At 68.8% G+C, this 23410-nt stretch carries 25 protein-coding genes; 14 read left to right on the top strand and 11 right to left on the bottom strand.

The window, feature by feature from the left end; all coding sequences use genetic code 11:
* Positions 1–9 precede the first annotated feature (9 nt).
* From QM714_RS13170 to QM714_RS13160, 3 genes are all read right to left on the bottom strand, one after another.
* Positions 10–1065, bottom strand: coding sequence for an ABC transporter substrate-binding protein (locus QM714_RS13170; RefSeq protein ID WP_415101300.1), 1056 nt, complete (start codon positions 1063–1065; stop codon positions 10–12).
* 225 nt (positions 1066–1290) lie between these two features.
* Positions 1291–1941, bottom strand: a complete 651-nt coding sequence (locus QM714_RS13165) for a TetR/AcrR family transcriptional regulator (protein WP_415101298.1) — start codon at positions 1939–1941, stop codon at positions 1291–1293.
* Positions 1938–2387, bottom strand: coding sequence for an ester cyclase (locus tag QM714_RS13160; protein ID WP_415101296.1), 450 nt, complete (start codon positions 2385–2387; stop codon positions 1938–1940). Before QM714_RS13160 ends, QM714_RS13165 begins: the two co-directional genes overlap by 4 nt.
* Before the next feature lie 141 nt (positions 2388–2528).
* On the opposite strand from QM714_RS13160, the gene QM714_RS13155 reads away from it, so the two are divergent.
* The 6 genes from QM714_RS13155 to QM714_RS13130 all read left to right on the top strand — a co-directional run bounded on the left by QM714_RS13155 (position 2529) and on the right by QM714_RS13130 (position 7661).
* Positions 2529–2798, top strand: coding sequence for a hypothetical protein (locus tag QM714_RS13155; protein WP_415101294.1), 270 nt, complete (start codon positions 2529–2531; stop codon positions 2796–2798).
* A gap of 4 nt (positions 2799–2802) precedes the next feature.
* Entirely contained in the window at positions 2803–3456 is a 654-nt protein-coding gene (locus tag QM714_RS13150; protein WP_415101292.1) for a hypothetical protein, read from the top strand.
* Positions 3457–3580: 124 nt separating this feature from the next.
* The gene (locus QM714_RS13145; protein ID WP_415101290.1) at positions 3581–4705 is read left to right on the top strand and encodes a hypothetical protein; all 1125 of its coding nucleotides are present in this window, start codon (positions 3581–3583) and stop codon (positions 4703–4705) included.
* A 35-nt stretch (positions 4706–4740) separates the two neighbouring features.
* Positions 4741–5850 (top strand): AI-2E family transporter, encoded by a 1110-nt coding sequence (locus QM714_RS13140; RefSeq protein ID WP_415101288.1) that lies wholly within the window; start codon positions 4741–4743, stop codon positions 5848–5850.
* Positions 5851–5893: 43 nt separating this feature from the next.
* Positions 5894–6946 (top strand): hypothetical protein, encoded by a 1053-nt coding sequence (locus QM714_RS13135; protein ID WP_415101286.1) that lies wholly within the window; start codon positions 5894–5896, stop codon positions 6944–6946.
* A gap of 82 nt (positions 6947–7028) precedes the next feature.
* Positions 7029–7661: a TetR/AcrR family transcriptional regulator gene (locus tag QM714_RS13130; protein WP_415101284.1), complete on the top strand. Its 633-nt coding sequence runs from the start codon at positions 7029–7031 to the stop codon at positions 7659–7661.
* A 28-nt stretch (positions 7662–7689) separates the two neighbouring features.
* On the opposite strand, the gene QM714_RS13125 is transcribed toward QM714_RS13130, so the two are convergent.
* The 3 genes from QM714_RS13125 to ppgK form a co-directional block, all read right to left on the bottom strand.
* Positions 7690–8538 (bottom strand): hypothetical protein, encoded by an 849-nt coding sequence (locus tag QM714_RS13125; protein ID WP_415101282.1) that lies wholly within the window; start codon positions 8536–8538, stop codon positions 7690–7692.
* Positions 8538–9485: an ABC transporter ATP-binding protein gene (locus QM714_RS13120; protein ID WP_415101280.1), complete on the bottom strand. Its 948-nt coding sequence runs from the start codon at positions 9483–9485 to the stop codon at positions 8538–8540. Before QM714_RS13120 ends, QM714_RS13125 begins: the two co-directional genes overlap by 1 nt.
* 103 nt (positions 9486–9588) lie before the next feature.
* Entirely contained in the window at positions 9589–10341 is a 753-nt protein-coding gene (gene ppgK, locus QM714_RS13115; RefSeq protein ID WP_415101278.1) for a polyphosphate--glucose phosphotransferase, read from the bottom strand.
* A 216-nt stretch (positions 10342–10557) separates the two neighbouring features.
* Here ppgK and QM714_RS13110 point away from each other — a divergent pair, with 216 nt between their 5' ends.
* From QM714_RS13110 to QM714_RS13100, 3 genes are all read left to right on the top strand, one after another.
* The gene (locus tag QM714_RS13110) at positions 10558–11151 is read left to right on the top strand and encodes a TetR family transcriptional regulator (protein WP_415101276.1); all 594 of its coding nucleotides are present in this window, start codon (positions 10558–10560) and stop codon (positions 11149–11151) included.
* A gap of 43 nt (positions 11152–11194) precedes the next feature.
* Positions 11195–11734, top strand: coding sequence for a hypothetical protein (locus QM714_RS13105; protein WP_415101274.1), 540 nt, complete (start codon positions 11195–11197; stop codon positions 11732–11734).
* Between the two features lie 133 nt (positions 11735–11867).
* Positions 11868–12710: a methylenetetrahydrofolate reductase gene (locus tag QM714_RS13100; protein ID WP_415101272.1), complete on the top strand. Its 843-nt coding sequence runs from the start codon at positions 11868–11870 to the stop codon at positions 12708–12710.
* 876 nt (positions 12711–13586) lie between these two features.
* On the opposite strand, the gene QM714_RS13095 is transcribed toward QM714_RS13100, so the two are convergent.
* From QM714_RS13095 to QM714_RS13075, 5 genes are all read right to left on the bottom strand, one after another.
* Positions 13587–14240 carry a DUF1638 domain-containing protein gene (locus QM714_RS13095; protein ID WP_415101270.1) on the bottom strand — a complete coding sequence of 218 codons (654 nt, stop codon included), beginning with the start codon at positions 14238–14240 and terminating at the stop codon, positions 13587–13589.
* Positions 14179–16134 carry an ASKHA domain-containing protein gene (locus QM714_RS13090; protein WP_415101268.1) on the bottom strand — a complete coding sequence of 652 codons (1956 nt, stop codon included), beginning with the start codon at positions 16132–16134 and terminating at the stop codon, positions 14179–14181. The genes QM714_RS13095 and QM714_RS13090 overlap by 62 nt, the downstream gene beginning before the upstream one ends.
* Positions 16131–17018 carry a dihydropteroate synthase gene (locus QM714_RS13085; protein ID WP_415101266.1) on the bottom strand — a complete coding sequence of 296 codons (888 nt, stop codon included), beginning with the start codon at positions 17016–17018 and terminating at the stop codon, positions 16131–16133. Before QM714_RS13085 ends, QM714_RS13090 begins: the two co-directional genes overlap by 4 nt.
* A 101-nt stretch (positions 17019–17119) precedes the next feature.
* On the bottom strand, positions 17120–17785 hold the full coding sequence (locus QM714_RS13080; protein WP_415101264.1) for a corrinoid protein: 666 nt from the start codon (positions 17783–17785) through the stop codon (positions 17120–17122).
* Positions 17782–18537: an IclR family transcriptional regulator gene (locus QM714_RS13075; protein ID WP_415101262.1), complete on the bottom strand. Its 756-nt coding sequence runs from the start codon at positions 18535–18537 to the stop codon at positions 17782–17784. Before QM714_RS13075 ends, QM714_RS13080 begins: the two co-directional genes overlap by 4 nt.
* A gap of 233 nt (positions 18538–18770) precedes the next feature.
* Here QM714_RS13075 and QM714_RS13070 point away from each other — a divergent pair, with 233 nt between their 5' ends.
* From QM714_RS13070 to QM714_RS13050, 5 genes are all read left to right on the top strand, one after another.
* Positions 18771–20210 (top strand): trimethylamine methyltransferase family protein, encoded by a 1440-nt coding sequence (locus QM714_RS13070; RefSeq protein WP_415101260.1) that lies wholly within the window; start codon positions 18771–18773, stop codon positions 20208–20210.
* A 96-nt stretch (positions 20211–20306) separates the two neighbouring features.
* The gene (locus tag QM714_RS13065) at positions 20307–21080 is read left to right on the top strand and encodes an IclR family transcriptional regulator (protein ID WP_415101258.1); all 774 of its coding nucleotides are present in this window, start codon (positions 20307–20309) and stop codon (positions 21078–21080) included.
* 155 nt (positions 21081–21235) lie between these two features.
* Positions 21236–22453 (top strand): inorganic phosphate transporter, encoded by a 1218-nt coding sequence (locus tag QM714_RS13060; protein ID WP_415101256.1) that lies wholly within the window; start codon positions 21236–21238, stop codon positions 22451–22453.
* A 19-nt stretch (positions 22454–22472) separates the two neighbouring features.
* Positions 22473–22781: a hypothetical protein gene (locus tag QM714_RS13055; RefSeq protein ID WP_415101254.1), complete on the top strand. Its 309-nt coding sequence runs from the start codon at positions 22473–22475 to the stop codon at positions 22779–22781.
* A gap of 33 nt (positions 22782–22814) precedes the next feature.
* Complete coding sequence (locus QM714_RS13050) at positions 22815–23375, top strand: DUF3349 domain-containing protein (RefSeq protein WP_415101252.1); 561 nt, start codon at positions 22815–22817, stop codon at positions 23373–23375.
* Positions 23376–23410: the final 35 nt, after the last annotated feature.

Raw genomic sequence — 23410 nt, 5'->3', positions numbered from 1 at the left:
CCGCGCTCGTCAGTCAGCCAGCGCCTTGGCCGCCGGCTCGGCCAGCGCATCCACCAGCCAGGGCAGGTTCAGCGCCGATGCACTGCGCAACCCCCACGGCACCCAGTTGGTGTCGTCCTCGAACGCGAAGGGGATGTACCCGCCGTCCTGGTAGACCTGTAGCGAGGTGAACAGCTTGTTGTGGGAGAGAGCCTCGGACTCCTCGCCGTTCTCCCCGGCGAACACGATGTCGGTGTCGACCAGCGGCAGCAGCTCGTCACTGATGCTGTCGGCCTTCGCCAACTTGGCCGCGTTGGGGTTGGGTTGGAAGCCGAGCTCGGAGAGCACCTTCGCGGTGTTCGAACCCGGGCCGGAGTAGAACGCGATGCCGTACTGCTTGCCGTAGTTGACGACGAAGGAGGCAGTGGCGTCGGCGAACTCGGGGTGGGCTGCGGCGGTGTCCGTGATGGTCTTCTCGACCGTGGTGACCAGCTCCGCTGCGGCCTGCTGCCGGTCGACGGCCTCGCCGATGACGGTCAGGGTGTCTTGCCACGGGATCCCATAGGTTTCCACGGTGCCGTCGTAGGCGAGCACGGGGGCGATTTGCGCCAGCCTGTCGTACACCTTCTGGTCGACCTCGTCGTTGAGCGCGTTGACCGCGACGATCAGGTCGGGGGCCGCGGCCGCGACGTCCTCGGCCTTGAGCTCGAAATCAGGTGCGGTCGCGACGGTCTTCATCGCGGCGCTCTGCTCGGAGGTCAACCAGGGGGCGGACGACATCGCGTCGTTGACGTAGACCGGGGTGATGCCGAGAGCCAGGAGGGCGTCCATGTCCTCCGACGTCAGGCTGATCGCGGCAATGCGCTCGGGTGCCTTGTCCAAGGTGGTCTCGCCCCACTTGGTCTTCAGGGTCATCGGGTAGGTGGTGACCCCCTCGGGCCCACCGCTCGCGTCGCTGGCGGGGCTGCTCGTCACCGTGACGTCGGTGCTGCTGCACGCCGTCAGGGCGGCAAGGGTCAGCAGGCAGGCAACCAGTGCTCCCCGGAAGCGACGGGCCCCCAGGACACGACGGGCGGTGGAAGGCATGCGCACTCCTCGGTGGACATCGATCAGCGGCGGAATTGGCTCGGTGATGGCTCTGCGGCGCGTCGCCTCGTCACGCGCGACGCTCGCCGACGGGAAGTTAGCCTTGCCTTACCGGGCCTCTCCAGAGCGGGCGGCGAGATTGGCCATCGGCTTGGATCATCGCGGCGCCTGGTAGGACGCGGGCACGGTGGCTACTTCTCGGCCCCCCGAGAGTGCGCCGGTGGCCTACCGCGGGAGCAGTGAGTCGGCCATCGCCTCGCCGAGCCAGCGCTCGTACTTGACCAGTGACCAGCGGCGGTTGCGAATGAGGCGGTGCGACGCGTCGGGTGCGGTGAGCACCCACAAGATGTCGGCGGCCTCACGGGTCGACAGGCCGTCGCGCAGCCCGTGCCGCTCGGCAACCAGTTGGGCAACACCGCGGGTGCCGATGGCGCGCTCGCGGTCGATGGTCGTGAGGAATTCGCGCACGGCAGGGTCGTGGCCGGCGCCCTCGCCGTAGACCGAGCCGAGCAGGGCGCCGATCCGTTCGTAGATCTCTCGTGCCATCCGCGCATAGAGCATCAAGCAGGTGTGACCGTCCGGGGCGCCCTGCATCGCGAGCCCGGTCGGCTGGTTGATCATCGGCACCGGATCGTCGTTGCCGGCGAGCATCGTGTCCCAGACCGCCTTGAGCAGGTCCGCCTTGCCCCCCACGACGTTGTAGATGCTCTGCACACTGACCCGAGCGTGGCCGGCCACGGCCTCCACGGTGGTGCCGAGGTAGCCGCGCTCCAAGAACAGTTCCTGGGCGGCAGCCAGGATGCGCCGGCGGGTGGTCCGCACCTGCTCCTCACGGGTCGTGCCGGAGCGGCGCGGGCCACCTGCCGTGGTGCTCACGTCGCGGGTGTCCCGGCAGCGTCGATGAACGCCGATGGCCGCGGTGCCTCGAGCGCGCCCACCTGCCACAGCATCGCCAGCTCGTCGCGGACGCCCCAATGCTCGGCCAGCACGCCGTCTTGTGCGCGATAGATGTGCATCGTCTCTATCGTGTAGGGCTTCCCGGTCGGTGGGAAGCCCATGTACTCCGTGTCGTGCACTCCATGAGCGGTCGCACGGATCGCGACCTTGTCACCCGCGGCGACCGTGTCGTGAACGACATACTTGATCCGCAAGGTGTCGTGCAGCCACCGCAGGGTCGCAGCATAGGTCGCCCGTCCGGGTGGCAGCCACGGCGGAGCACCGTGGTCGACGAAGTCCTCACTCACCAACTCGTCCAGCTTCTCGACGTTGCCATTGTGCAAAACGTCCAGCACTTCCTCGGCCAGCCTCGCCGCAGTGTTCATGTCGAATGCCCTCTCTGTTGGAGTCCGGTTCCGTTGGTTGGAATCAGAGTCCAGGTAAGGCGCGGCCGAGCCAAAGCTCGTTGGAGAAGAAGGAGGGGCTGTTCCATTCTCAGGGCGGGAGGTCCGCGACATGATGTGCCCGTGACCAACCAGCCCGTGCGCGTGCTGCTCGTCCTCACCGAGCGCGGCCGGATCCTGGACGAGCAGCTCGAGCTGCCGGCGGTGGGCAGCGTGCTGCCACTGGTGCACTTCCACATCGATACAGCCCTGGCCCAGCTCGCCTCTGTCTTGGTCCTGGTCGACGGTGAGTTGACGCGTCAGCCGGTCGAGGTCCGGCACCGCGTCCGCCGACCGCGACCAGGCGTTCGCGTCCACTACTCTTCTGTCCGCGCCGGGTTGGCGACGGAGTAGGCGGGTGGGTGCGATGCAGCGGTGGACCAGGTTCTGGATGCTGGCTGCCATGGTGCTCGGACTGCTGACGGTCACCGGCGCGCCGTCGCAGGCGGACACCAGCGCCGAGGCGGAACTGGCGGAGAAGTTCGCGCCGGTGATGATGCTGGTCACCCAGAAGACCGCCTGCGGGCCGGGTGAGCCCTATCGCCCGAGCAACGTCGACGTCCTCTTCGACAACCCGACGGTCGCCCTGCGGGGGCCGTGGAAGCCGCAACGCGACCTGGTCAAGGTCGGTCCGTCGATGGAGGACGTCAGCAAGGGGTTGCCGGGATACGCCCTGGACCTGCCGGGCGATCCACTCAACCCTGGATGCGAGTACGAGAAGTGGGCGCGCTCGGAATGGGGCAACTCGGCCGAGCCCACGGCATACGCCCATGTCGCCACCCAGACCGGCGTGAGCAACCGGATCGCGCTGCAGTACTACTTCTTCTATCCCTTCAACGACTACAACAACAAGCACGAGACCGACTGGGAGCGCATCCAGCTCGAGTTCGAGGCACCCGATGCTGCCACCGCGTTGAGCAACGGCCTGACCCCTGACCTGGTGGTCTACTCGCAGCACTACGGCTCGGAGCGGTCCGGGTGGGACGACGACAAGCTTCGAGATCGTCGATGACACCCACCCGGTCGTCTACGTATCGGCGGGCTCGCACGCCAACCAGTTCTCCGCGGGCGTCTTCCTCGGCAACTCCGCCGCCACCGGCTTCGGGTGCGACATCACCGCGGGCGACCACACCGAGGTGCGCCCGGTCATCGAGACCATCCCCTCGAACGCCGAAGAAGCGCGGGAGGCGTTCCCCTGGGTCTCCTACCGAGGGCACTGGGGTGAGGTGGGTCCGGTGCGGTTCTACGAGGGACCCACCGGCCCGAACCGCAAGACCGCCTGGACCAGGCCGTTCGTCTGGTCGGCCGACGCGCGGTCGTCCAGCATCGTGGTGCCGGGTTCGGCAGCCAGCAATACCGGGGTCTCGCAGTTCTACTGCAGCGCCCTCGGCAAGGGCAGCGACCTGTTCCGCAGCTACGTCGACAATGCGCCGGCCGTCTTGGCGGTGCTCGCCATCCTGATCGGCCTCCTGGTGTGGCTGCTGCGGCGCACCGACTGGGACTCCAGCCCCACCCCGTTGGCGCAGTATCGCCGAAGCGGCCAGATCGTGAACTCGTCGTGGCAGATGCTCAGGCAGCACCCCCTCACCTTCTTCTTGATCGTGCTGCCCATGGTCGTGCTCAACGTGACAGCAGCAGGCTTCCAGACGGCCGCGTTGGTCAGCAACGTGCCGCGCTGGCTGGTGGCCGGCGTCGACGCGCTGGCCGTGCTGAGCCTGCTGCTCTCCGCCGGGGCGGTGACCGTGGCGATGAGCAGACTCGGAAAGGGGCAGTCGGCCCGCGTCGGTGAGGTGTACGTCGAGGGTGCGCGACGCCTGGCCGTCGGCGCCCCGGCGATCGCGGTGGCGGTGGTCTCCCTGCTGTTGTTGACCACCTCGATCTTCCTCGCGCCGGTGGCACTGGTGTTGTTGGGCGCGTGGAGTCTGCTGGTCTCGGTCATCGTCCTCGAACGGCGAAGCGGGTTCGGCAGTCTGAGGCGGAGCCTGTCTTTGGTCTGGCGGTCCCTGGGCACGACGCTTCCGGTGCTGCTGCTGATGCTGTTGCTCATCACCGCTGCGGGAGCCCTGCTCGCGACACTGCTGTTCGTCATCACGGCGCTGCCGTTCATCGTGCTGAACATGGTGCCGCCACTGACTCTGGTCCTGGTCTGGCCGTTCACGTGCGTGATGGCGACCTACAACTATTTCTCGGCTGCAGAGGAGGTCGAAGAGCATCGGGCCGCCAAGGCAGCGGCCCAACCGGCGACCCAAGCTTGCGATTGAGCCTGGGCGACGAGGGCGTGCAGCATAATCGCCCCGTGACCATTGAGCGGCCTGAGGCCGAGCAGCGCGACCCCGGCTCGGGCCGGACCCTTCGGGTGCTGATCGGCACCGCGGCCCTGCTGATCATCGCGCTGACCGTCCGCGAGACCGCTGGGTTCTTCGGCCCGGTCGTGTTGGCGGCGACGATCGCGATGTGCGCGCACCCGCTGATCGGACGACTCCATGCCCGCGGGATGCCTCGTCCCGTCGCTCTGATCCTCACCTTGCTCGTCGTCGTCGTGGTGACCGTGGTGACGATCTATGCCTTGTTCTGGGCGCTGACGAACTTCGCCTCGATGCTGCCGCGCTATCACGTCCAGTTCGGCGAGCTGATCGTCGACATCCGCGACTGGGCGCTGGATGCCGGCTTCGGGCCTAGCCAGGTGCAGCAACTGATCAACCAGATCGACTACGGCAAGGTCGTCGGCTGGGTCGCCGGCCTCGCCTCCTCGCTCGCCGGCCTGACCTTCACCGCCTTCGTGATGGTCTTCCTGGTCGGCTTCATGATCGTCGACTCCGGGCCCTTTACCCGGGGTTTGGAGCGGGCCCGTGAGTCGCACCGCGATGTGGTGGAGGCGCTCGAGCAGGCTGCGGCCGATACCCGGGTCAACCTGATCATCACCGCGGTCTTCGGGCTCGGCCTGGCGGCGGTGGTCACCGCGGCGCTGTGGCTGCTGGACATCCCGGAGCCAGGGGTGTGGGGCGTGCTGACCTTCGTCACCAACTTCATCCCCAACATCGGCTTCGTGATCCGGCTGATCCCACCGACCCTGATCGGTCTGCTCGAGGGTGGCTTCGGACTGGCGTTCGCGGTGGCGGCGGCGATCAGTCTCGCCAACGTGCTGTCGGAGAACATCCTCCAACCCCGCATCGCCGGACGCTCGGCGGGCCTGTCGGCCTCGGTGGCGCTGCTCTCGGTGCTGTTCTGGGCATGGGTATTGGGTCCGATCGGCGCGATCCTGGCGCTCCCGCTGACCATCTTCGCCAAGGCCCTTCTCGTCGATGCCCACCCCGAATCGCGCTGGGTCGGCGCCCTACTCGGCGGCGAGCATGCCGACGAGCAACCCGTGGAGCAGAGCGAAGAGACGCCAGAAGCGGCAAGCTGAGCCGGTTCGCGGAGCGCGGCCTGCTATGGCAGGGTGAGCTGGCATGCACCGCCGAATTCTCACCGTGCTCGCCTCCGCCACCGCTGTCTCGCTGGTCGCCCTCGCGCCGTCGTACGCCGAGGAGAGCGATCCCGCAGCGTCAGCCAAGGGTGCGCGACCGGTCAAGGTCCCCGCTGCAGGCGCGGCGGTCAACACCGCCCACCCGGATCGATGGGTCGGTGACGGGACGCCCGGCAGCTGCACCTCGAAAGCCGTGGTGCGTGCGGTGAAGCGCGGTGGGATCATCCGGTTCCGCTGCGGCCCGGATCCCATCACAATCGAGATGACGCGGACCGCCAAGGTGGTCAACACCAGCAAGCGGGTCGTGATCGACGGTGGCGGACTGGTGACCCTGAGCGGGCAGGGCAAGCGGCGGATCCTCTACCAGAACACCTGCGACCCCAAGCAGATCTGGACCACCGATCACTGCAACGACCAGGCCAGCCCGCGACTGGTGGTCCAGCACCTGCGCATGGTGAAGGGCAAGAACACCAAGACCTTGGAGCACAACGGCGGCGGCGGCGCGATCTTCGCCCGGGGTGGACAGCTCAAGATCGTCGACGTCACCTTCGACAAGAACCGCTGCCGACGCACCGGGCCGGACGTCGGCGGCGCTGCCGTCCGTGCGCTCGACCAGTTCCACGACCGCCCGGTCTACGTCGTCGCGAGCACCTTCCGGCGCGGCGTGTGCAGCAACGGCTCGGGTCTGTCCAGCATCGGCGTCTCCTGGTCGGTCTACAACAGCTCGTTCGTCAACAACAGGGCCGTCGGGCACGGCGCCAACCCGCCACGCGCCGGCACACCCGGTGGCGGGTCCGGCGCCGCGATCTACAACGACGGCAACAAGATGCGGCTGCTGGTGGCGGGCACCACCATGACGGGCAACCACGCCAACGAGGGTGGCGGTGCGATCTTCTACGTCAGCAACGATCGCTCCGGCACCGTGCGGATCCGCTCCTCCACGTTGAAGAACAATCCCAGCGACGGCTTCGAGACCAAGCCAGGGATCTTCTTCCTCGGCAAGTCGATGTCGATCCGGAAGTCCATCGTGCGCTGACCTGTGTGTTTGCTGTGTGAAATCTGGGTCGCCACCACCACGTCGTACGCCGTTGACGTGCGCGGGTCGGTACGGTCAGGGTGTGGTCGACCACCAACCTCGCAGACGGGGTCGGCCGCCGAGACACAACCGGGCCGCCCTGTTGGAGATCGCCGCGAACGTCGTGGTCGATCGAGGCTATGAAGGGCTGCGCTACGCAGACGTCAGCGAAGCGTCCGGGGTCGCGGTGGCCAGCCTGCGGCACTACTTCCCCACCATCGACGGGCTGCGTCGCGAGGCGCTGCGCCACCAGGTGCGCGCCGAGCTTCGCCACCTCGAGGTCCAGGTCGGGAGGCTCGAGGGCCCGTGGGAGCAGCTGAGCGGATTCATCAGGCATGCCATCGGCATCGACGAGCACGCACGTCGGACGAGCTGGCTGGTGTGGTTGGAGTACTGGCGGATCGCCGCCCGCGACGCCGGCATGGCCGAGGACTGGGACTCTCTCGACGCCGAATGGACCACCATGATCCAACAGGTGATCGAGGCCGGCGTCTCGGACGGCCGGTTTGCCCTGGATCAGTCGTCCTACGACGCCGCCTTGGAGGTGACCGCCCTCGTCGACGGGTTCGGCCCCGCGGTGGCTATCGCTGCCGCCGACAACGCCGTGACCGAGCACCTGGTGGCGATCATCGAGCGGGCCGCCCGGCGGATGGTCGGCCTGCCTCCGGTGGGCTAGTGCGACGCCACCACCTTCTCGCGCTCGGTCAGCTGACGTCTTGGCGCACGGTCCGCCAGATGCCGAAGCCGGCGAGCACGGCGGCCCAAGCAGCGAGCGCGAGCGCACCCTGCCACCAGTCCAAGCGCACCTCGTTGGCCGAGCTCTGGACGCTGTCGACGATCGCTGTGGTCGCCTGCGACGGGAGGTACGGCGCGATGTGACCACGGCCGAAGTCCCAGAACTGCAGGCCGAAGGCGATCAGCGGCTCGACGATCCACGCGACGCCCACCCCGATCAGCAGCGCGGCCACCTGGTTGGGGATGAGGATGCCGATGCCCAGACCGATCAGCGCCCACAGGCCGAGCACGAGCAGGCTCAGTGCCAGGGTGCGGAAGACGGAGTCGGAGGGGAACGCCTCGCGGTCGCGCAGCTGCAGCACCAATGCACCCAGAGTCACCGAGCCGAGTAGGGAGACGACGCCGTAGCCCGCGCCGAGGATCAGCAGCGCGATCACCTTCGCCAGCATCACCCGGGCCCGATGGGGGATCGCCAAGAACGTGGCGGTGATGGTCTTGTGGCGATACTCCGAGCCCACCTGGATCACGCCGATGGTGAGCAGCAACAGGTAGCCCACGGAGAGCCCTGCGGTGTAGACGGAGTTGGCCAGCTGGATGGGGGTGAACTCGACCGGTTGCCCGGCGCTGGCCTGGTCGAGGAAGCCCTGGGAGGTGTAGAGGAAGCCGAACAGGGTGGAGAACGCAGCGCCGCTCAGGAGCACCGCGATGCCCATCCCCCACCACATCCGCGTGGTGAAGAACTTGCGCAGCTCCGAGCGCACCGCACGGCCCAACCCGCTGAGCAGGCTCGGCTTCGTGGCCAGGTCCACTGTGCTCATCAGGCTGCGCCTCCCTCGATCGCGCCGACCTGTGGCGCAGTGCCCAGGTTGCGGTTGGTGCCCTCGGTGAGCCGGAAGAACAGCTGCTCGAGGTCGGCTTCCTTCTCACGCAGCTCCCACACGGGGAGTCCGCTCTGCAGCGCGACCTCGCCGACCCGACGCAGGTCGTGGGTGTTGACGGCCAGGGCGCCGTCCTCGCCGGGGGAGACGGTCAACCCCGAGGCCTCCAAGGCGCGGGCCAGCGTCGCCGGATCCGAGGTGCGGACCAGGCAGCCGTCACCGCCGCCCAGCTCGGCCATGGTGCCCTGCTGCACCAACTTCCCGTTGGCGATGATGAGCACGTCGTCCACGGTCTGCTGGACCTCTTGGAGGAGGTGGCTCGAGACCAGGATCGTCTTGCCCTCGTCGCACAGGTGGCGCAGAAAGCCGCGCAGCCAGCGGATGCCCTCCGGATCGAGGCCGTTGGCAGGCTCGTCGAGGAGCAGCACCTTCGGGTCGCCGAGCAGCGCTCCCGCGAGCGCCAGGCGCTGTCGCATGCCCATCGAGTAGGCGCCGGCTCGACGTCGGGCGAAGGCCGGGATCCCGGTCAGCTCGAGCAGTTCGTCGACCCGGCGGTCCTCGATCCCCGCGGCGCTGGCCAGCACCCGCAGGTGGTCTCGCCCCGATCGGCCCGGGTGGAAGTTGGTGGCCTCGAGGGCCGCTCCGACCGTGTGAAGGGGATCCGGGAGATCGCGGTAGCGCACGCCGCCGATGGTGGCGCTCCCGGAGGTCGGCCGGATCAGGTCCAGCGCCATCCGGAGGGTGGTGGTCTTTCCCGCCCCGTTGGGGCCCAGGAAGCCGGTGATCCGCCCCGGCTCGACCGAGAAGGTCAAGTCGTCGACCGCCGTGAAGGTGCCGAACCGCTTGGTGAGGTTGCGCACCTCGATCCAGGCCCCCGATGCCGTCATGCTCGTCCCCGCGCTAGGTCCATGCTTCGATCCTGACATTTCGCCCCGCACCGTGGGGGCCTCGCCCCGCGGGCTGGTCGGCGGCGACCCGCTGCTTCCTAGGTCAGGCTCCACCCGTGCGGGCGTAGAGCGCAGCACCGACGATCCCGGCCCGGTTCCGCAGCACGGCCGGGATGATCGGGGTGTTGATGTCCAGTAGAGGCAGGAACTCCGCGGAGTGCTTGCTCACACCGCCACCGACGACGAACAGGTCGGGGGAGAAGAGCTTCTCGACGGTGCGGTAGTAGGCGGTGAGACGCTGCGCCCACTGGTGCCAGGACAGCTCTTCGCGCTCGCGGGCGCTGTTGGCCGCCCGTGACTCGGCGTCGTGCCCGTCCACCTCGAGGTGGCCGAGCTCGGAGTTCGGCACCAGCGCGCCCCGATGGACGATGGCCGAGCCGATCCCGGTGCCCAGCGTGGTCACGATCACTACGCCCTGGTGTCCCTTTGCCGCGCCGTACGTCACCTCGGCGAGCCCGGCGGCATCGGCGTCGTTGACCACGTGGACCTCCCGCCCGGTGGCTTGGGTGAAGAGCTGGTCGGCGTCGGTGCCGATCCAGGACTTGTCGATGTTGGCGGCCGACTCGACCACCCCATGGCGGACCACGCCGGGCACCGTGACGCCGACCGCACCCGTGGAGTCGGGGAATCGGGAGAGCAGTTCGGCGAACACCGCGGCGACCGCCCGGGGCGTCGATGGCTGGGGGGTCTCGATGCGGTGTCGCTCGCCGGCGAAGTCACCCGCCTGGACGTCCACGGGTGCGCCTTTGATGCCCGAGCCGCCGAAATCGATGCCGAACGGGTGCGAGGAGACCATGGTTCACCTTGGCGGGCACGACGCCGCAGCGGGAACGCGTCTCGACAGTTGGCCGGGCCAGTCGGTCCCGGCAACCGATGTGTCGGTGCGGCGGTCCAGACTGGTAGGTGGAACCGCCGGGGTCTTGGCCCGCGTCTTTACCCGGCGAGGTAACCTACGATTCCGTTGGTTAGGAGAACGGCCTACGGGCATCGACGTACCCAGGGGGAGTTCGTCATGGCATCACGCTCGCGAGATCGGATCGTCGCGGCCGCTGCCCGGTGGGCAGCAGAAGAGGACTGGTCGAGGTTGACCATGTCCGGGCTGGCGCGCAGCGCAGGCGTCAGCCGTCAGACCCTGTACAACGAGGTCGGTTCGAAGGCGGGTCTGACCGAGGTGCTCGCGCTGCACGAGCTCGAGCTCTTCCTCGAGCTCGTCGAGAAGGCCGTCGGTGATCACCCGGAGAGCGTGGTGGCGGCGGCCCGCGCTGCGGCGTACGCCGTGTTGAGTAGGGCGCCCGACGCCAGCGTCCTGCAGCAGATCCTGGCCAAGTCGCAGGTCGACGGTGCCCACGGTCGATCGGGACCGACGTCCAACGCGTTCTTGCTGGTGGAGGCTGCCACCGCGGTGGTCGCCCGTCAGTTGGCCCGCTATCCCGTCGCCCTGACCGGGGGTGAGCTGAGCGTGGCGGCCGAGACCCTAGTGCGCCTAGTGCTGTCGCAGGCGTCCCATCCGACCGCCTCCCCGATGCAGGCGGCCGATGACGTCGCCTGGGTGGCCGCGCGGCTGCTTGCCACGGTGCCGTCGCGGGCTTCCCGCGCGGCGCGCTGATCGGCCTCCCGAGCGGAGGACGGCGGGCCACTATTCTCGGCTCGTGGACGCCCCGGTGGTCGTGGAGCTGAGCGCGATGCGCAAGGCGGCCGTGCTCCAGGACGAGGGCACCGCGTTCTACTCCAGCGCCTCGTGGCACAGCCGCTCCGTCGCGACGGAGACCACCAGCCATAACGCGCACGGGGTCCGCGCGGTGGTGGAGACCTTCTTCTTCTCGACCGGCCAGACTCCGCGGGCTCTGCTGGGTGGGAAGTTCCGCCCCGGTCCCGGCGCCCGGTTGACCGCAGAGGCGGGCACCAGCCGCGATCCCTGGAACGCCCCGAAGACCTGCGCCAGCCGACTCTGGCTGCCGTTCCGGGTCGGACTCCCTGACGAGTACGTCGATGCCGTGCTCGACGGCCTCGCCGACCCGGAGCTGCCCCCCGGCACGGTCACCGTCGACCGCGCCGGACACGACGAGGCCAACTCCTCCTCCCGTGCCTTCTACGACGCCGCCCGCCTGCTCGGTCTGGTCCTGCAGACGCAGATGCGCGGTGGCGATGTGGAGGCAGGCGTCCGGGGTGCCCTCGCCGAGTGGGCCTGACCTGGTTCGGTCGGCCCCCCAGGGTTTGGTCACCGTGCTACCGCAATGGGGACCGACCTCTTCCCCCGGAGCGCCGGTAGTGGCTACGCTGTGGCCCGACGCACCAGTGCGTATCACGAAACGAGCGTGCATCATGCGCAACAAAGACGGCGACACGATCGTGCGGCTGCTGGAGCATGCCCGCTATGAGGTGCTGCCCACGCCGACCATCGAGGAGAAGCTGGTCGCCAGCGTGCCGACGGACGTCCAGGTCACTGTCACAGCCTCGCCGAACAAGGGTCTAGAGCAGACTTTCGAGCTCGCCGAGCGGCTGATCGGTCATGGGTACGACGTCGTGCCCCACCTGGCTGCCCGGATGATCAGCGGGAAGGCCGAGCTGGCCGAGATCGTCGAGCGACTGACCGGTGTGGGCGTGAGCACCGTCTTCGTCCCGGGCGGCGATGCCGATCCGGTCGGCGACTACCACGACTCGGTGGCCCTGCTGGAGGATCTGGCGGCGCTGGGCTCGCCGTTTCGACAGGTCGGCATCGCGGGCTATCCGGAATCGCACCCGGCCATCGCCGACGACGTGACGATCCAGGCCATGTGGGACAAGCGCCGCCATGCCACCCAGGTGGTCTCCAACTTGACCTTCGACCCCAAGGCCATCACCGACTGGTTGAAGAGGATGCGCACGCGCGGAATCAGCATGCCACTCCTGGTCGGCCTGCCGGGGCCCGTCGACCGCGCCAAGTTGCTCTCGATGGCCACCAAGATCGGCGTCGGCGACTCCACCCGCTTCCTGGCCAAGCACAAGGGCTTCATGGCGCGGTTGGCTGCTCCCGGTGGCTTCACCGGGGAGCGCTTCCTGGTCAAGTGCGCGCCTTCGTTCGGTGCGCCAGGCGCCCTGGTGGAGGGCCTGCACCTGTACACCTTCAACCAGGTTGCCGAGACCGAGCAGTGGCGCCAGGAGTTTCTCGATCGCCTGCGCGACTGAGCCGCTCGGGGTTCGCGGTTCGGGGTTCGCGGTCGGGCTCCGAGGCGGTCAGGCGGGCGGTGGTCCGGGTTGTCGGCCGGGTTGCTGGTCCGCTGTGGTGCTGACCGACAGGGCAACTACACGGAGAGGCGGCCGGCGGTTCGGGGCCGCTCGCCGGGTTGCTGGTCACCGGTGGTCACTCCCGTTGCTGCAACATCAAGGTATCTCGGTGGGCCTGCACTTCTCATTGCGTGTGCGCCGTGAGAGGTGACGCTTCATCCACTGACCTTGATGAAGCAGCGGCGCGTGTGACTGCTGTGACCCGGGGTGTGGATCCGGGTCGGACAGGGTCATCGATTGGGCACAAACGACACGCCAGAGGGCGTTTCCGATGTCGTTTGCGTCCCATCGGTGAGGCATTGGGCCCAGGTCGGGCGAAGACCCGTCGATTGTTCCGAAACGGCACATCGATTGGCCGCAAACTGCATCCCGCATCGTCCCGGATTGCGGTTTGGGCCCAAACGGCAACCCCTCGACCCGCCGCAGCCGTCTCCCGCGCCGTTGTGGGGCCTGGCGCCCATCTGCTGCGGTGCTGTGGTGGCCCTGACCCATCTCCCGCGGTGCTGTAGTGGGTTGGGACCCGGTATACGAGGCACTTTGCCACTACAAGACCGCAGGAGACGCAAGAACACCGCGGCAGACGCCGACCCGGGCAGGCCAGGCGACCACCAGCGACCCGGCCAGCGACCTCGGCTACCGGTCGCCTCTCCGGTCGCTGCGTCTGTCGGTCGTCACCACCGACCACCAGCAACCCGGTGAGCGACCCCGACCAAGAGCGGCGCTCATCCGTCCTCGGTGCCCTGCCGGTGGTGACCACAGACCGCTAGCGACCGACTGCTAGGTGACGAGGTCGGCCAGGGCGCGTTCGAGCCCGGCGTGGCCGGTGTCGACCACGGTGAGCGGGAGGCCGAGCCGTGCTGCTGCGGCCTCGGCGAGCGCGTGCAGTTCCTCGTCGGGTTGCTGGGCCAGCCAGACCACCCGCGTGTAGGAGCCGAAGTAGTCGTCGCGCAGCTCCGGCCACCGGTCCAGGCCGAGCTCGCGGATCACGGTCCGCTCGAACGAGCGGACCAAGAAGTCGGTGAAGACGTAGGTGCCCGGCTGCTCCCGGAAGTACGCCGCCAGCCGCTCGGCACCGCCGTACACGTCATAGCAGTGCAACCCCGGCAGCCGCTCGACTCCGAGGTCGGTGCAGACCTCGTCCAGCGCACCGTAGGTGCCGCAGTCGGCGTAGCCCACGACGACCCGCCCGTAGTCGTCCTGCAGGCGGGCGGCCAGCGCGCGCACCTCGCCCGCGATCAGCTGCGGCTGGTTGTGCAGCAGGGGCGGGAGCGGGTGCACGTCGACCGGCCAGCCACGCCGCTCCGCGATCTCCGCGGCCGGCTGGGCGACGGCACCGCAGGCCACCAAGGCGACCCGGGTGGCGTGGTCCTCAGAAGGAGAGCTGCTCGACGAAGCGGTCGTTGAAGTCGGGTCGATCAGAGAGCTCGACATAGCTCACCTCCTCCAACAGCGCTGCCGCCCCGGCCCGTTCGCGCTGGGACAACAAGACCATCTTCGCTCCCTCGCCGGCGACGTTGCCGGCCGAGACGATGCGGAGGGTGGGCAGGGTCGGCACCAGCCCGATGCGTACGGCGGCCGCGGGCGACAGATAGGACCCGAACGAGCCGGCCAGGAGCACCTGCTGGACGTCGGAGTGACCCAGGCCGAGCTCCTCGAGGAGCAGCGTCCAGCCGGTGGAGATCGCGGCCTTGGCGAACTGCAGCTCGCGCACGTCGCGCTGGGAGAGGTAGACGGTCTCGGCGACGGGGGTGTCCGGGGCGGGCCGGTGCAGCACGAACACCCGCTCCTCGCCGACCTTGGTCAGCCGGTCCGCCAGCGCGGGTGCGAGGTCGGCGGCGGCCTCGTCGGTCACGAAGCGTCCCGAGGAGTCCAGCAGTCCGACCCGAACCAGCTCGGCGACGGCATCTACCAGTCCCGAGCCGCACAGGCCTTTGGGCTCGACGTCGCCGATCACGCCCAGCTCGACCGGCTCCTGGCGAGCGAGCCGGATCACCTCGATCGCGCCGTCGGCGGCGCGCATGCCGCAGCGGATGGCTCCGCCTTCGAAGGCCGGTCCGGCGGGGGCGGCGGTGGACAGGATCCGGTCGCCGTCGGAGAGGACGATCTCGCAGTTGGTGCCGACGTCGATGAACAACCGGGTCCGCTTGTCGCGGTCCATCCCGGTGGCGAGCATGCCGGCGACGATGTCTCCGCCGACGTAGGCGCCGAGCGAGGGGAAGACGACGGCGGGGGCACGCGGATGCACCGTGAGGCCGAGGTCGCTCGCCGTGACCGAGGGGAACGACGCCGACGACATCACGAACGGCGCCACACCCAGCGGCTCCGGATCGATGCCCAGGGCGAGCGCGACCATGGTCGCGTTGCCGGCGAGGGCCACCTCGTAGACCGAGCGGGGGTCGGCGCCGGCTTCCTGGCACACCTCGGCAGCGAGCTCGGCGAGCGTGTGGGCAGCGGCCGTGCGCAACCGTTCCAGCGCCTCCGGGTCCAGCATGGTCGCACTGATCCGGCTGATCACGTCCGCCCCGAACGGCTGTTGCTTGTTGAGCATCGACGCCACCGCCATCGGCGTGCCGGTCTCGAGGTCCAACAAGGTGGCGACCACGGTGGTGGTGCCGAGGTCGAAGGCGATCGCGCGACGCACGCCGGAGGTGTCGCCGGCCTCGACGTCGATCAGCTCCTCGTCGACGACGACTGCGGTCACTTTGAAGTCGCTGCCGCGCAGCACGCCCGGTAGCCGGCGCAACACGTCCAGGCCACAACGCAGCTCGAGGTCGTCGACCGCGTCTTGGAGTCGGACCAGGTCGGTGCGCTGGTCGGCGAGGCTGGGCTCGGCGAGCTCGACGTATCGCTTCTGCACGGCAGGCCGCAGGATCACCTGACGCCCGACGCCGACGGTGGCGGCCTTCGGGCGGGTGGTCAGGGGAGGTACGGCGACCTCGAGGTCGTGCACCGCGGAGACCAGGCAGGCCAGCCGCCAACCCTGGGCCAACTGATCGGCGGAGAAGGTCCGCTCGTCGTGGCGGGTGATCGGTGGGGGCGGGCCGTCGATCTTGACCCGACACTTGTGGCAGGTGCCGTGCCCGCCGCACGTGGAGTCGATGGCGATGCCGTTCCAGGACGCGGCGTCGAAGACGCTGACGCCCGGCGGCACCCGGACCGGACGGAGCGAGGGCTCGGCGCCGGGGCTCTGCTCGACGGAGAAGAGCAGGTCGACCCGACCGGTGCCGTCGTGAGCGACCGGGGCGGGCGCGGCGGGGGCGAGAAGGCCCTCGCGGCGTACCTCGTCGAGGGTGAAGTCCGGGGGGTCCTGCTCGGGAGGGCTCACGCCGACGCTTCGGCCGCCTTCTTGGCCCGGGCGGCCCCGATCCAGGCCATCCCCCACTCGTCGTGGTCCAAGAACAGGTCGGCTGCCTTCACCGCCTGCACGATCTCCGGCGTGCGGACGTCCATGATCGCGCTGGTCAGCCCGACGGTCATCGCCATCGGCAGCCAGGTGGCGTTGAGCGCGTGCCGCTCCGGCATGCCGAAGGAGACGTTCGAGGCACCACAGGTCATGTTGAGCCCGAACTCGTCACGCACCCGCCGCATGGTCTCGAAGCCTGCCACCCCCGACGAGGTGTCGGCACCGATCGGCATGGCCAGTGGGTCGAGGACGATGTCCTCGATGGCGATGCCGTACTCCTTGGTGGCCACGTCGACGATCTTCTTGACCAGGTCGAGCCGCTTCTCCGGCTCCATCGGAATCTCGTCGACGTCGTTGGGCAGCGCGATCACGGCGGCGTCGTACTTCTTCACCAGCGGCAGCACCGCCTCCATCCGCTCGTCCTCGGCGGTGATGGAGTTGACCAGGGCGCGGCCCTGGTAGACCGACAGTCCGGCCTCGAGTGCCTCGACCACCGAGGAGTCGATGCAGATGGGCTTGTCGCTGAGCTGCTGGATCAGGGTGATCGCCTTGGCGAGCAGCTCGGCCTCGTCGGTCAGCGGCACGCCCATGTTGACGTCGAGCACGTCGGCGCCACCGGCCACCTGGGCGGCGACATCGCGCTCGATCGCGGACAGGTCGCCGGCCCGGAGCTGCTCTTGGAAGATGCGGCGACCGGTCGGGTTGATCCGCTCGCCGATCAGGCAGAAGCGGTGGCCGCGACCGATGACGACCTCCTGGGTGGCCGACCGGAGCCGGGTCTCGAACGGGGTCACTTCGGCGCTCACGGTGGTCCTCCTAGGTCTGGCGGGTCGGGTGGGACGTCATCGGCTCCGGTCGCCGGGGCGACCGATCGTTATGACGTCGACGAGGTGCGGCGGCGCGACGGTCAGGCGGGGACCATCGACCGGCGCTGGTCGAGGAGCTCCTTGGCCCGCTTGACGGTGGCCGAGGCATCGGCGGCGTATCCGTCGGCGCCGACGGCGTCGGCGTACTCCTGGGTCACCGGGGCTCCGCCGACCATGACGATCACGTCGTTGCGGATGCCGGCCTTCTCCAAGGCGTTCAGGTTGGCCTTGAACATCGGCATGGTGGTGGTGAGGAACGCCGAGAAGCCGACGATGTCGGGCCGGTGCTCCTCGATGGCCGACACGAACTTCTCCGGTGCCACCTGCACGCCGAGGTCGATCACCTCGAAGCCGGCGCCCTCGAGCATGATGTTGACGAGGTTCTTGCCGATGTCGTGGACGTCGCCCTTGACCGTGCCCATCACGAACTTGCCGATCGTCTCCACACCGGTGTCGGCCAGCAGCGGGCGGAGCACCTCCATCGACCCCGCCATCGCCTTGCCGGCGATAAGCATCTCGGGCACGAAGAAGTCCCCGCGCTCGAACCGCGCGCCGACCTCCTCGAGGGACGGGATGAGGGCCTCGAACAGCAGCGTCTGCGGCTCCATGCCCATGCCGAGCGCCTCGTTGGTCAGCTCGAGCACTCGCGGGCCGTTGCCAACCAGGGTCTCGTCGTAGAGGCCGCGCAGGATCTCTTCGGGGGTCATGCGACACCTTCCTTGGGGGAGTGGCCCAGCACGGCGGTGAGCTGGGCGGCTTGGTCGGTCAGCAGTTGGGCCAGCGCCTCGTGTCGGCCGGCCAGGCGTGGGGTGGGTCCCGAGATGCCGAGGGCGCCGACCACCTCACCGTGTCCGTTGCAGACCGGGACGGCGACGCCGGCGAGGCCGACCTCGAGCTCGTCGGCAGTCGCGGCCCAGCCCTGACGGCGTACGTCGTCCAGCGCCGCCGCGAGCTCGGCTCGATCGGTGATGGTCCGGTCGGTGAGTGCGATCAGGGAGCCCGTCATCCGGATCACTCCGGAGGCGAGCAGCACCTTGCCCAGTGCCGAGGCATGGTTGGGCACCTCCACGCCGGTCCAGTCCCGGGTGCCCAACAAGAACGTCGAGTCCACCTGGGCGACGTGGAGCACGGTGTCCCCGCGAGGGATGCCGAGGTTGACCGTCTCGCCGGTGATGTCGCCGAGCGCACGCAGCACGGGCTGGGCGACGCGGGCCAGCTCCACCGACTCGTAGCGTGAGGCGAACCGGGCGAACAACCCGCCCGCGACGTACTCCCCGCCTTCGGTGCGCTCGACCAGCTGGGTGCGCTCCAAGGCGGTGAGCAGTCGACTGACGGTGGACTTGGGCAGTCCGGATTCCTCGGCCAGCTCGGCGAAGGCCACCGGTTCGTCGGACTCGACCACGGTGGACACCAGCAGCGCGGCGCGATCGACGGCTTGGGTGCCGGTGGCGGCGGTCATGCGGGGCTCCGGTTCCATGATGTGGAATGCTGGTTCCATATCATGGGGGATGTGGACGGCTTGAGTCAACCGGTGGCGAGAGATTGGGTCGGGGGCTGGCGGGAGAGCGCTCGGGTGTGCAATCGTCGGGCGAACCGTTCCATGATGTGGAATCGCCATTCCGCATCATGGGGCTAGACTCCGCTTCACGCGCCGTACCCCTGCCGCACACCCGCCGTCCCCCGGGAGAGCCCATGTTCGTCAACAAGATGCCCCGCTACGAGATTCTGTCCGAGGACGCCGTCGCCACCTTGGACAGCGGCTGGCGCCGGTTGATCACCGAGATCGGTGTGGAGTTCATGGACCAACGGGCCCTGGACCTGTTCGCGCAGGCGGGCCAGAAGGTCGAGGACAACACGGTCTTCCTCGACCCCGACTTCGTGCTCGAACAGGTGGCGAAGGCCCCCCGAGAGTTCGACATCCAGGCCCGCAACCCCGAGCACTCGGTGCACATCGGCGGCGACTCGATGGCCTTCGGCGCCGTCTACGGTCCGCCCTTCGTCCGTGAGGGAGAGGTGCGCCGCGATGCGACGATGGCCGACTTCCGCAACTTCACCAAGCTGGCCCAGTCCTTCGACGCACTCGACTCCGCCGGGGGTGTGATCTGCGAGCCGAACGACACCCCCCTGGACTCCCGCCACCTCGACATGATCTACGCGCTGCAGACGCTGACCGACAAGATCTACATGGGCAACGTCGTCTCCGGCACCAACGCCGCCGACACCGTCAAGATGACCGAGATCCTGTTCGGCTCCCGAGAGTCCATCGAGCAGACCCCGGCCACGATCTCGCTGATCAACTGCAACAGCCCGCTGCGCTGGGACGACCGGATGCTCGAGGCGCAGTTCGAGTACTCCGCCGCCAACCAGCCCGTCGTCCTCACCCCGTTCCTGCTGATGGGCGCGATGTCGCCGGTCACCATTCCCGCCGCCCTGGTCCAGCAGATCACCGAGGCTCTCTCGGGCATCGCGCTCTCGCAGTTGATCCGGCCGGGTGCGCCGGTCGTGTTCGGCTCCTTCTTGTCCAACATCAACATGCAGTCGGGCTCACCCACCTTCGGCACCCCCGAGTCCGGCATCGGTCTGCTCTGCACCGGCCAGATCGCCCGGCACTTCGGGCTGCCGTTCCGCACCGGTGGTGGGCTGACCTCCTCGCAGGTGGCCGACGCGCAGGCCGGCTACGAGGCCCTGATGACGATGCTGCCGACCTTCCTCGCCGGCGCCAACTGGGTGATGCACTCGGCCGGCTGGCTCGAGGGCGGCCTGGTCGCCGGCTACGAGAAGTTCATCGTCGACGCCGAGATCCTGCAGATGCTCCAGCACGAGTTCACCCCGCTGGAGATCGACGAGGCTTCGATGGCCTTCGACGCCCACCAAGAGGTCGGCCACGGCGGCCACTTCCTCGGCGCCATGCACACCATGGAGCGCTTCCGCACCTGCTTCTACCGGCCCTTCTTGTCCTCTTCGGACAACTACGAGCGCTGGATGCGCAACGGCAGCGCGGACACCAACGCCCGGGCGGGGGCGATCTGGAAGCAGCGGCTGGAGGACTACGAGCAGCCACCGCTGGACGACGCCGTCCGCGCCGAGCTGGAGGAGTACGTCGTCCGTCGGCGCGCCGAGCTCGGCGACTGATCCTTCGAGGGCGCCCGACGCGGAGATTGGTTTCCGGAGCGACCGGAGCCGATGGCGTCATCCGCCCAAGGCCGGCCAACCGGCTAACGTTGCGCCATGGGCAACGCGAGCGCGGAGGGTGCAACCGTCCAGTCGGTTGACCGCGCACTGACGATCTTGGCCGCACTGGCCCGCTCGGGAGAAGCGGGGGTCACCGAACTGGCCGCAGACCTGGGAGTGCACAAGAGCACCGCCTTCCGGCTGGTTGCGACCCTCGAGAGCCACGGGCTGGTCGAACAGACGGAGGACCGCGGCAAGTATCGCCTCGGGATCGGCCTGCTCCGCCTCGCCGGGGCGACGACCGCGCGGCTTGACGTCGTACAGGAAGCGCGGCCGGTCTGCCGCAAGCTCGCTGCCGACACCGGCGAGACGGTGAACGTCGCCGTGCTCGCCGACCGGGCGGCCCTCTACTTGGACCAGGCGTCCGGGTCGAGTGCCCTGCAGATGCACAACTGGGTGGGTCAGCACATCCCGTTGCACGCAACCGCCAACGGCAAGGTTCTGCTCAGCGGCCTCGATCCCGATCGACTCGAGCAGGTGTTGGGGTCGCTGCCGGCCTTCACCGACATGACGATCACCAAGAGGGGCGAGCTCCGCGCCGAGCTCGACGGCGTGCTGGAGCAGGGCTATGCGATCGCCGTCGACGAGCTCGAGGTGGGCCTCACCGCCACAGCCGCTCCGCTCCGCAACAACCACGGCGACGTGATCGCCTCGATGAGCGTCTCGGGACCCACCTTCCGACTCGGCGAGGAGCGCATCTCCCAAGTCGTCAAGCTCCTGGTCGCCGCCGCCGACGAGGTCTCTCACCGGCTCGGTTACGGCCACTACTGATCCTGGATCCACGGCCTTTCGCCTGCGCGCCACTCCGCAGTCGTCCGAGCAGCAGGCCGGACCCGGACGGGGCGCCCGCATGGCCAGGTGAACAATGGGTGAACAGCGGCCCCCCGACTTGGCAACGGGCCCGTGAACAACCCAAGGTGTGACCCGTGACTGCAGCGCTCCTGATCTTGCTGTTCGTGATCGCGACCGCGTTGTTCTTCGACTTCACCAACGGCTTCCATGACACCGGGAACGCCGTGGCCGCCTCGATCGCCACGGGGGCGCTCAAGCCGAAGGTGGCCGTCGCTCTGTCGGCGGTGATGAACCTGGTCGGTGCGTTCTTGTCGGTGGCCGTGGCGCTGACGGTGACCAACGCGGTCGTCAGGATCCAGGGCGACGACGGCGCTCCGATGCCCGAGTTGGTCGGCAACCATGGACAGGCGCTGCTGGTGATCTTGCTGGCCGGACTGGTCGGCGGGATCTTGTGGAACATGTTCACCTGGTTGCTCGGGCTGCCGTCCAGCTCCTCGCACGCGCTCTTCGGCGGGATCATCGGCGCCACCATCGCGGCCCAGGGCTGGGACGGGGTGAAGTGGTTCGGGGACGGCACCAAGATCGACGGCGTGGTCGGCAAGATCGTGATGCCGGCGGTGCTGTCGCCGGCGATCGCCGGGGTGATCGCGCTGACCGGCACCTTCTTGGTCCATCGGCTCGCCGGCAAGGGTGACCCGGAGCGCACCGGCAACGGCTTCCGGTGGGGCCAGATCGGCGCCGCATCCCTGATGTCGCTGGCCCACGGCACCAATGACGCCCAGAAGACGATGGGTGTCATCACGCTGGCTCTGATCGCCTACGGCTCCTGGGACGACACCACCTCGATCCCGTTCTGGGTCAAGGTGATCTGCGCGTTGGCGATCGCGATGGGCACCTACCTCGGTGGTTGGCGGATCATCCGGACCCTGAGCAAGGGCCTGGTCGACATAACCCGCCCTCAGGGGATGGCCGCAGACGGCGCCTCCTCGGCGGTCATCTTGACCTCCAGCCACCTGGGCTTCGCGCTGTCCACCACGCAGGTCGCCAGCGGCTCCATCCTGGGCAGCGGAGTGGGCCGCCCCGGCGCACACGTCCGCTGGAGTGTCGCGGGCCGGATGGTGCTCGCCTGGCTGCTCACCTTGCCGTCCGCGGGAGTGGTCGGCGCGGCCATGTGGGCGGTGGGACATCAGATTCCGGGTGTGTGGGGACCCCTCGCGGTGATGGCGCTGCTGCTCGTCGGCGCCGGATCGATGTACCTCCGCTCGCGCCAGCACGTGATCAGCCACCACAACGTCGGCGAGGCCTGGGACGGCGGCCCGCAGGTCCGCAAGTCCTCGAGCCGGGTCGGCTGAGAGCCGAGGAGGAGACGAGATGGAGACACTGCGCCTGGTCTTCAGCGCCGCGTGGGAGATCTTGTGGGTCGGCCTTCTGCTGGGCGCGGGCCTGCCCGCGGTCTTCGCTGCCGGTGTGCGACTTCTAGCGGGGCCGGCTGCCCCGGTCGCCGAGGACGGCACCGAGGTGGTCCCCCGGCCCGGGCTGCCTCAGCGGGTGCTGGCCGGCGTCTGCTTCGCCGTAGTGTTGTACGGCGTCGCGGTCGGCATCTTGATCGTCGTCGGCGGCGGGATGGGCAAGGAGGTCACCTTCGACCACCTGATCCCCGCGTTGGTGCCGAAGTCATGAACCGCGAGCAGGAGATGGCAAGGGAGCGACCCGATGAATAGAGCGGCCGCCTTGAGCCGTGCGCTGGCCTGGGTCCACCAGGCCTACCCCGACGGCGTACCGGCCGAGGATCACGCCGGGCTCCTGTCCCTGCTGGACACCTATCTGTCCGGGGACCAGGTCGCCGCGGTCGCCACCCTCCTCGGCACCAAGCCAGGTCCGGCCGCCACCGAGGAGGTGGCTCGGGTCTCCAGCCGGCTGGTCGCCGGAGGATGGCCGTTGGCCAATCCGGCCGACGACGACGATGGCGGCGAGGACGGCACCGTGCTCGGCCGCGCGCTCGGCGGTGTAGTCACCTGGCTCCGCGCGGGCTATCCCGAGGGGGTGCCGGTCAACGACTACATCCCTTTGGTGGCGATCCTCGAGCGCCGACTCACCAAGCGCGAGGTCAAGGCCGTCACCAAGGAGCTCAAGGCCAACGGGTTGCTGTCCCCGGACGCCGACGACATCGGCGACGCGATCAGCAACCTGATCCACGAGGAGCCCTCGGCCGAGGACATCGCCCGGGTCACCGCTCATCTGCGCAAGAAGGGCTGGCCGGTCGAGCTGGACTGAGGACTGTCGGGACCGAGTCAAACCAGGTCCGCACG

The organism is Nocardioides sp. (genome assembly GCF_047602075.1).
Classification (GTDB): Bacteria; Actinomycetota; Actinomycetes; order Propionibacteriales; family Nocardioidaceae; genus Nocardioides.
Note: the sequence above shows the minus strand (reverse complement) of the source record. Positions and strands in the feature narration are given on the sequence as shown.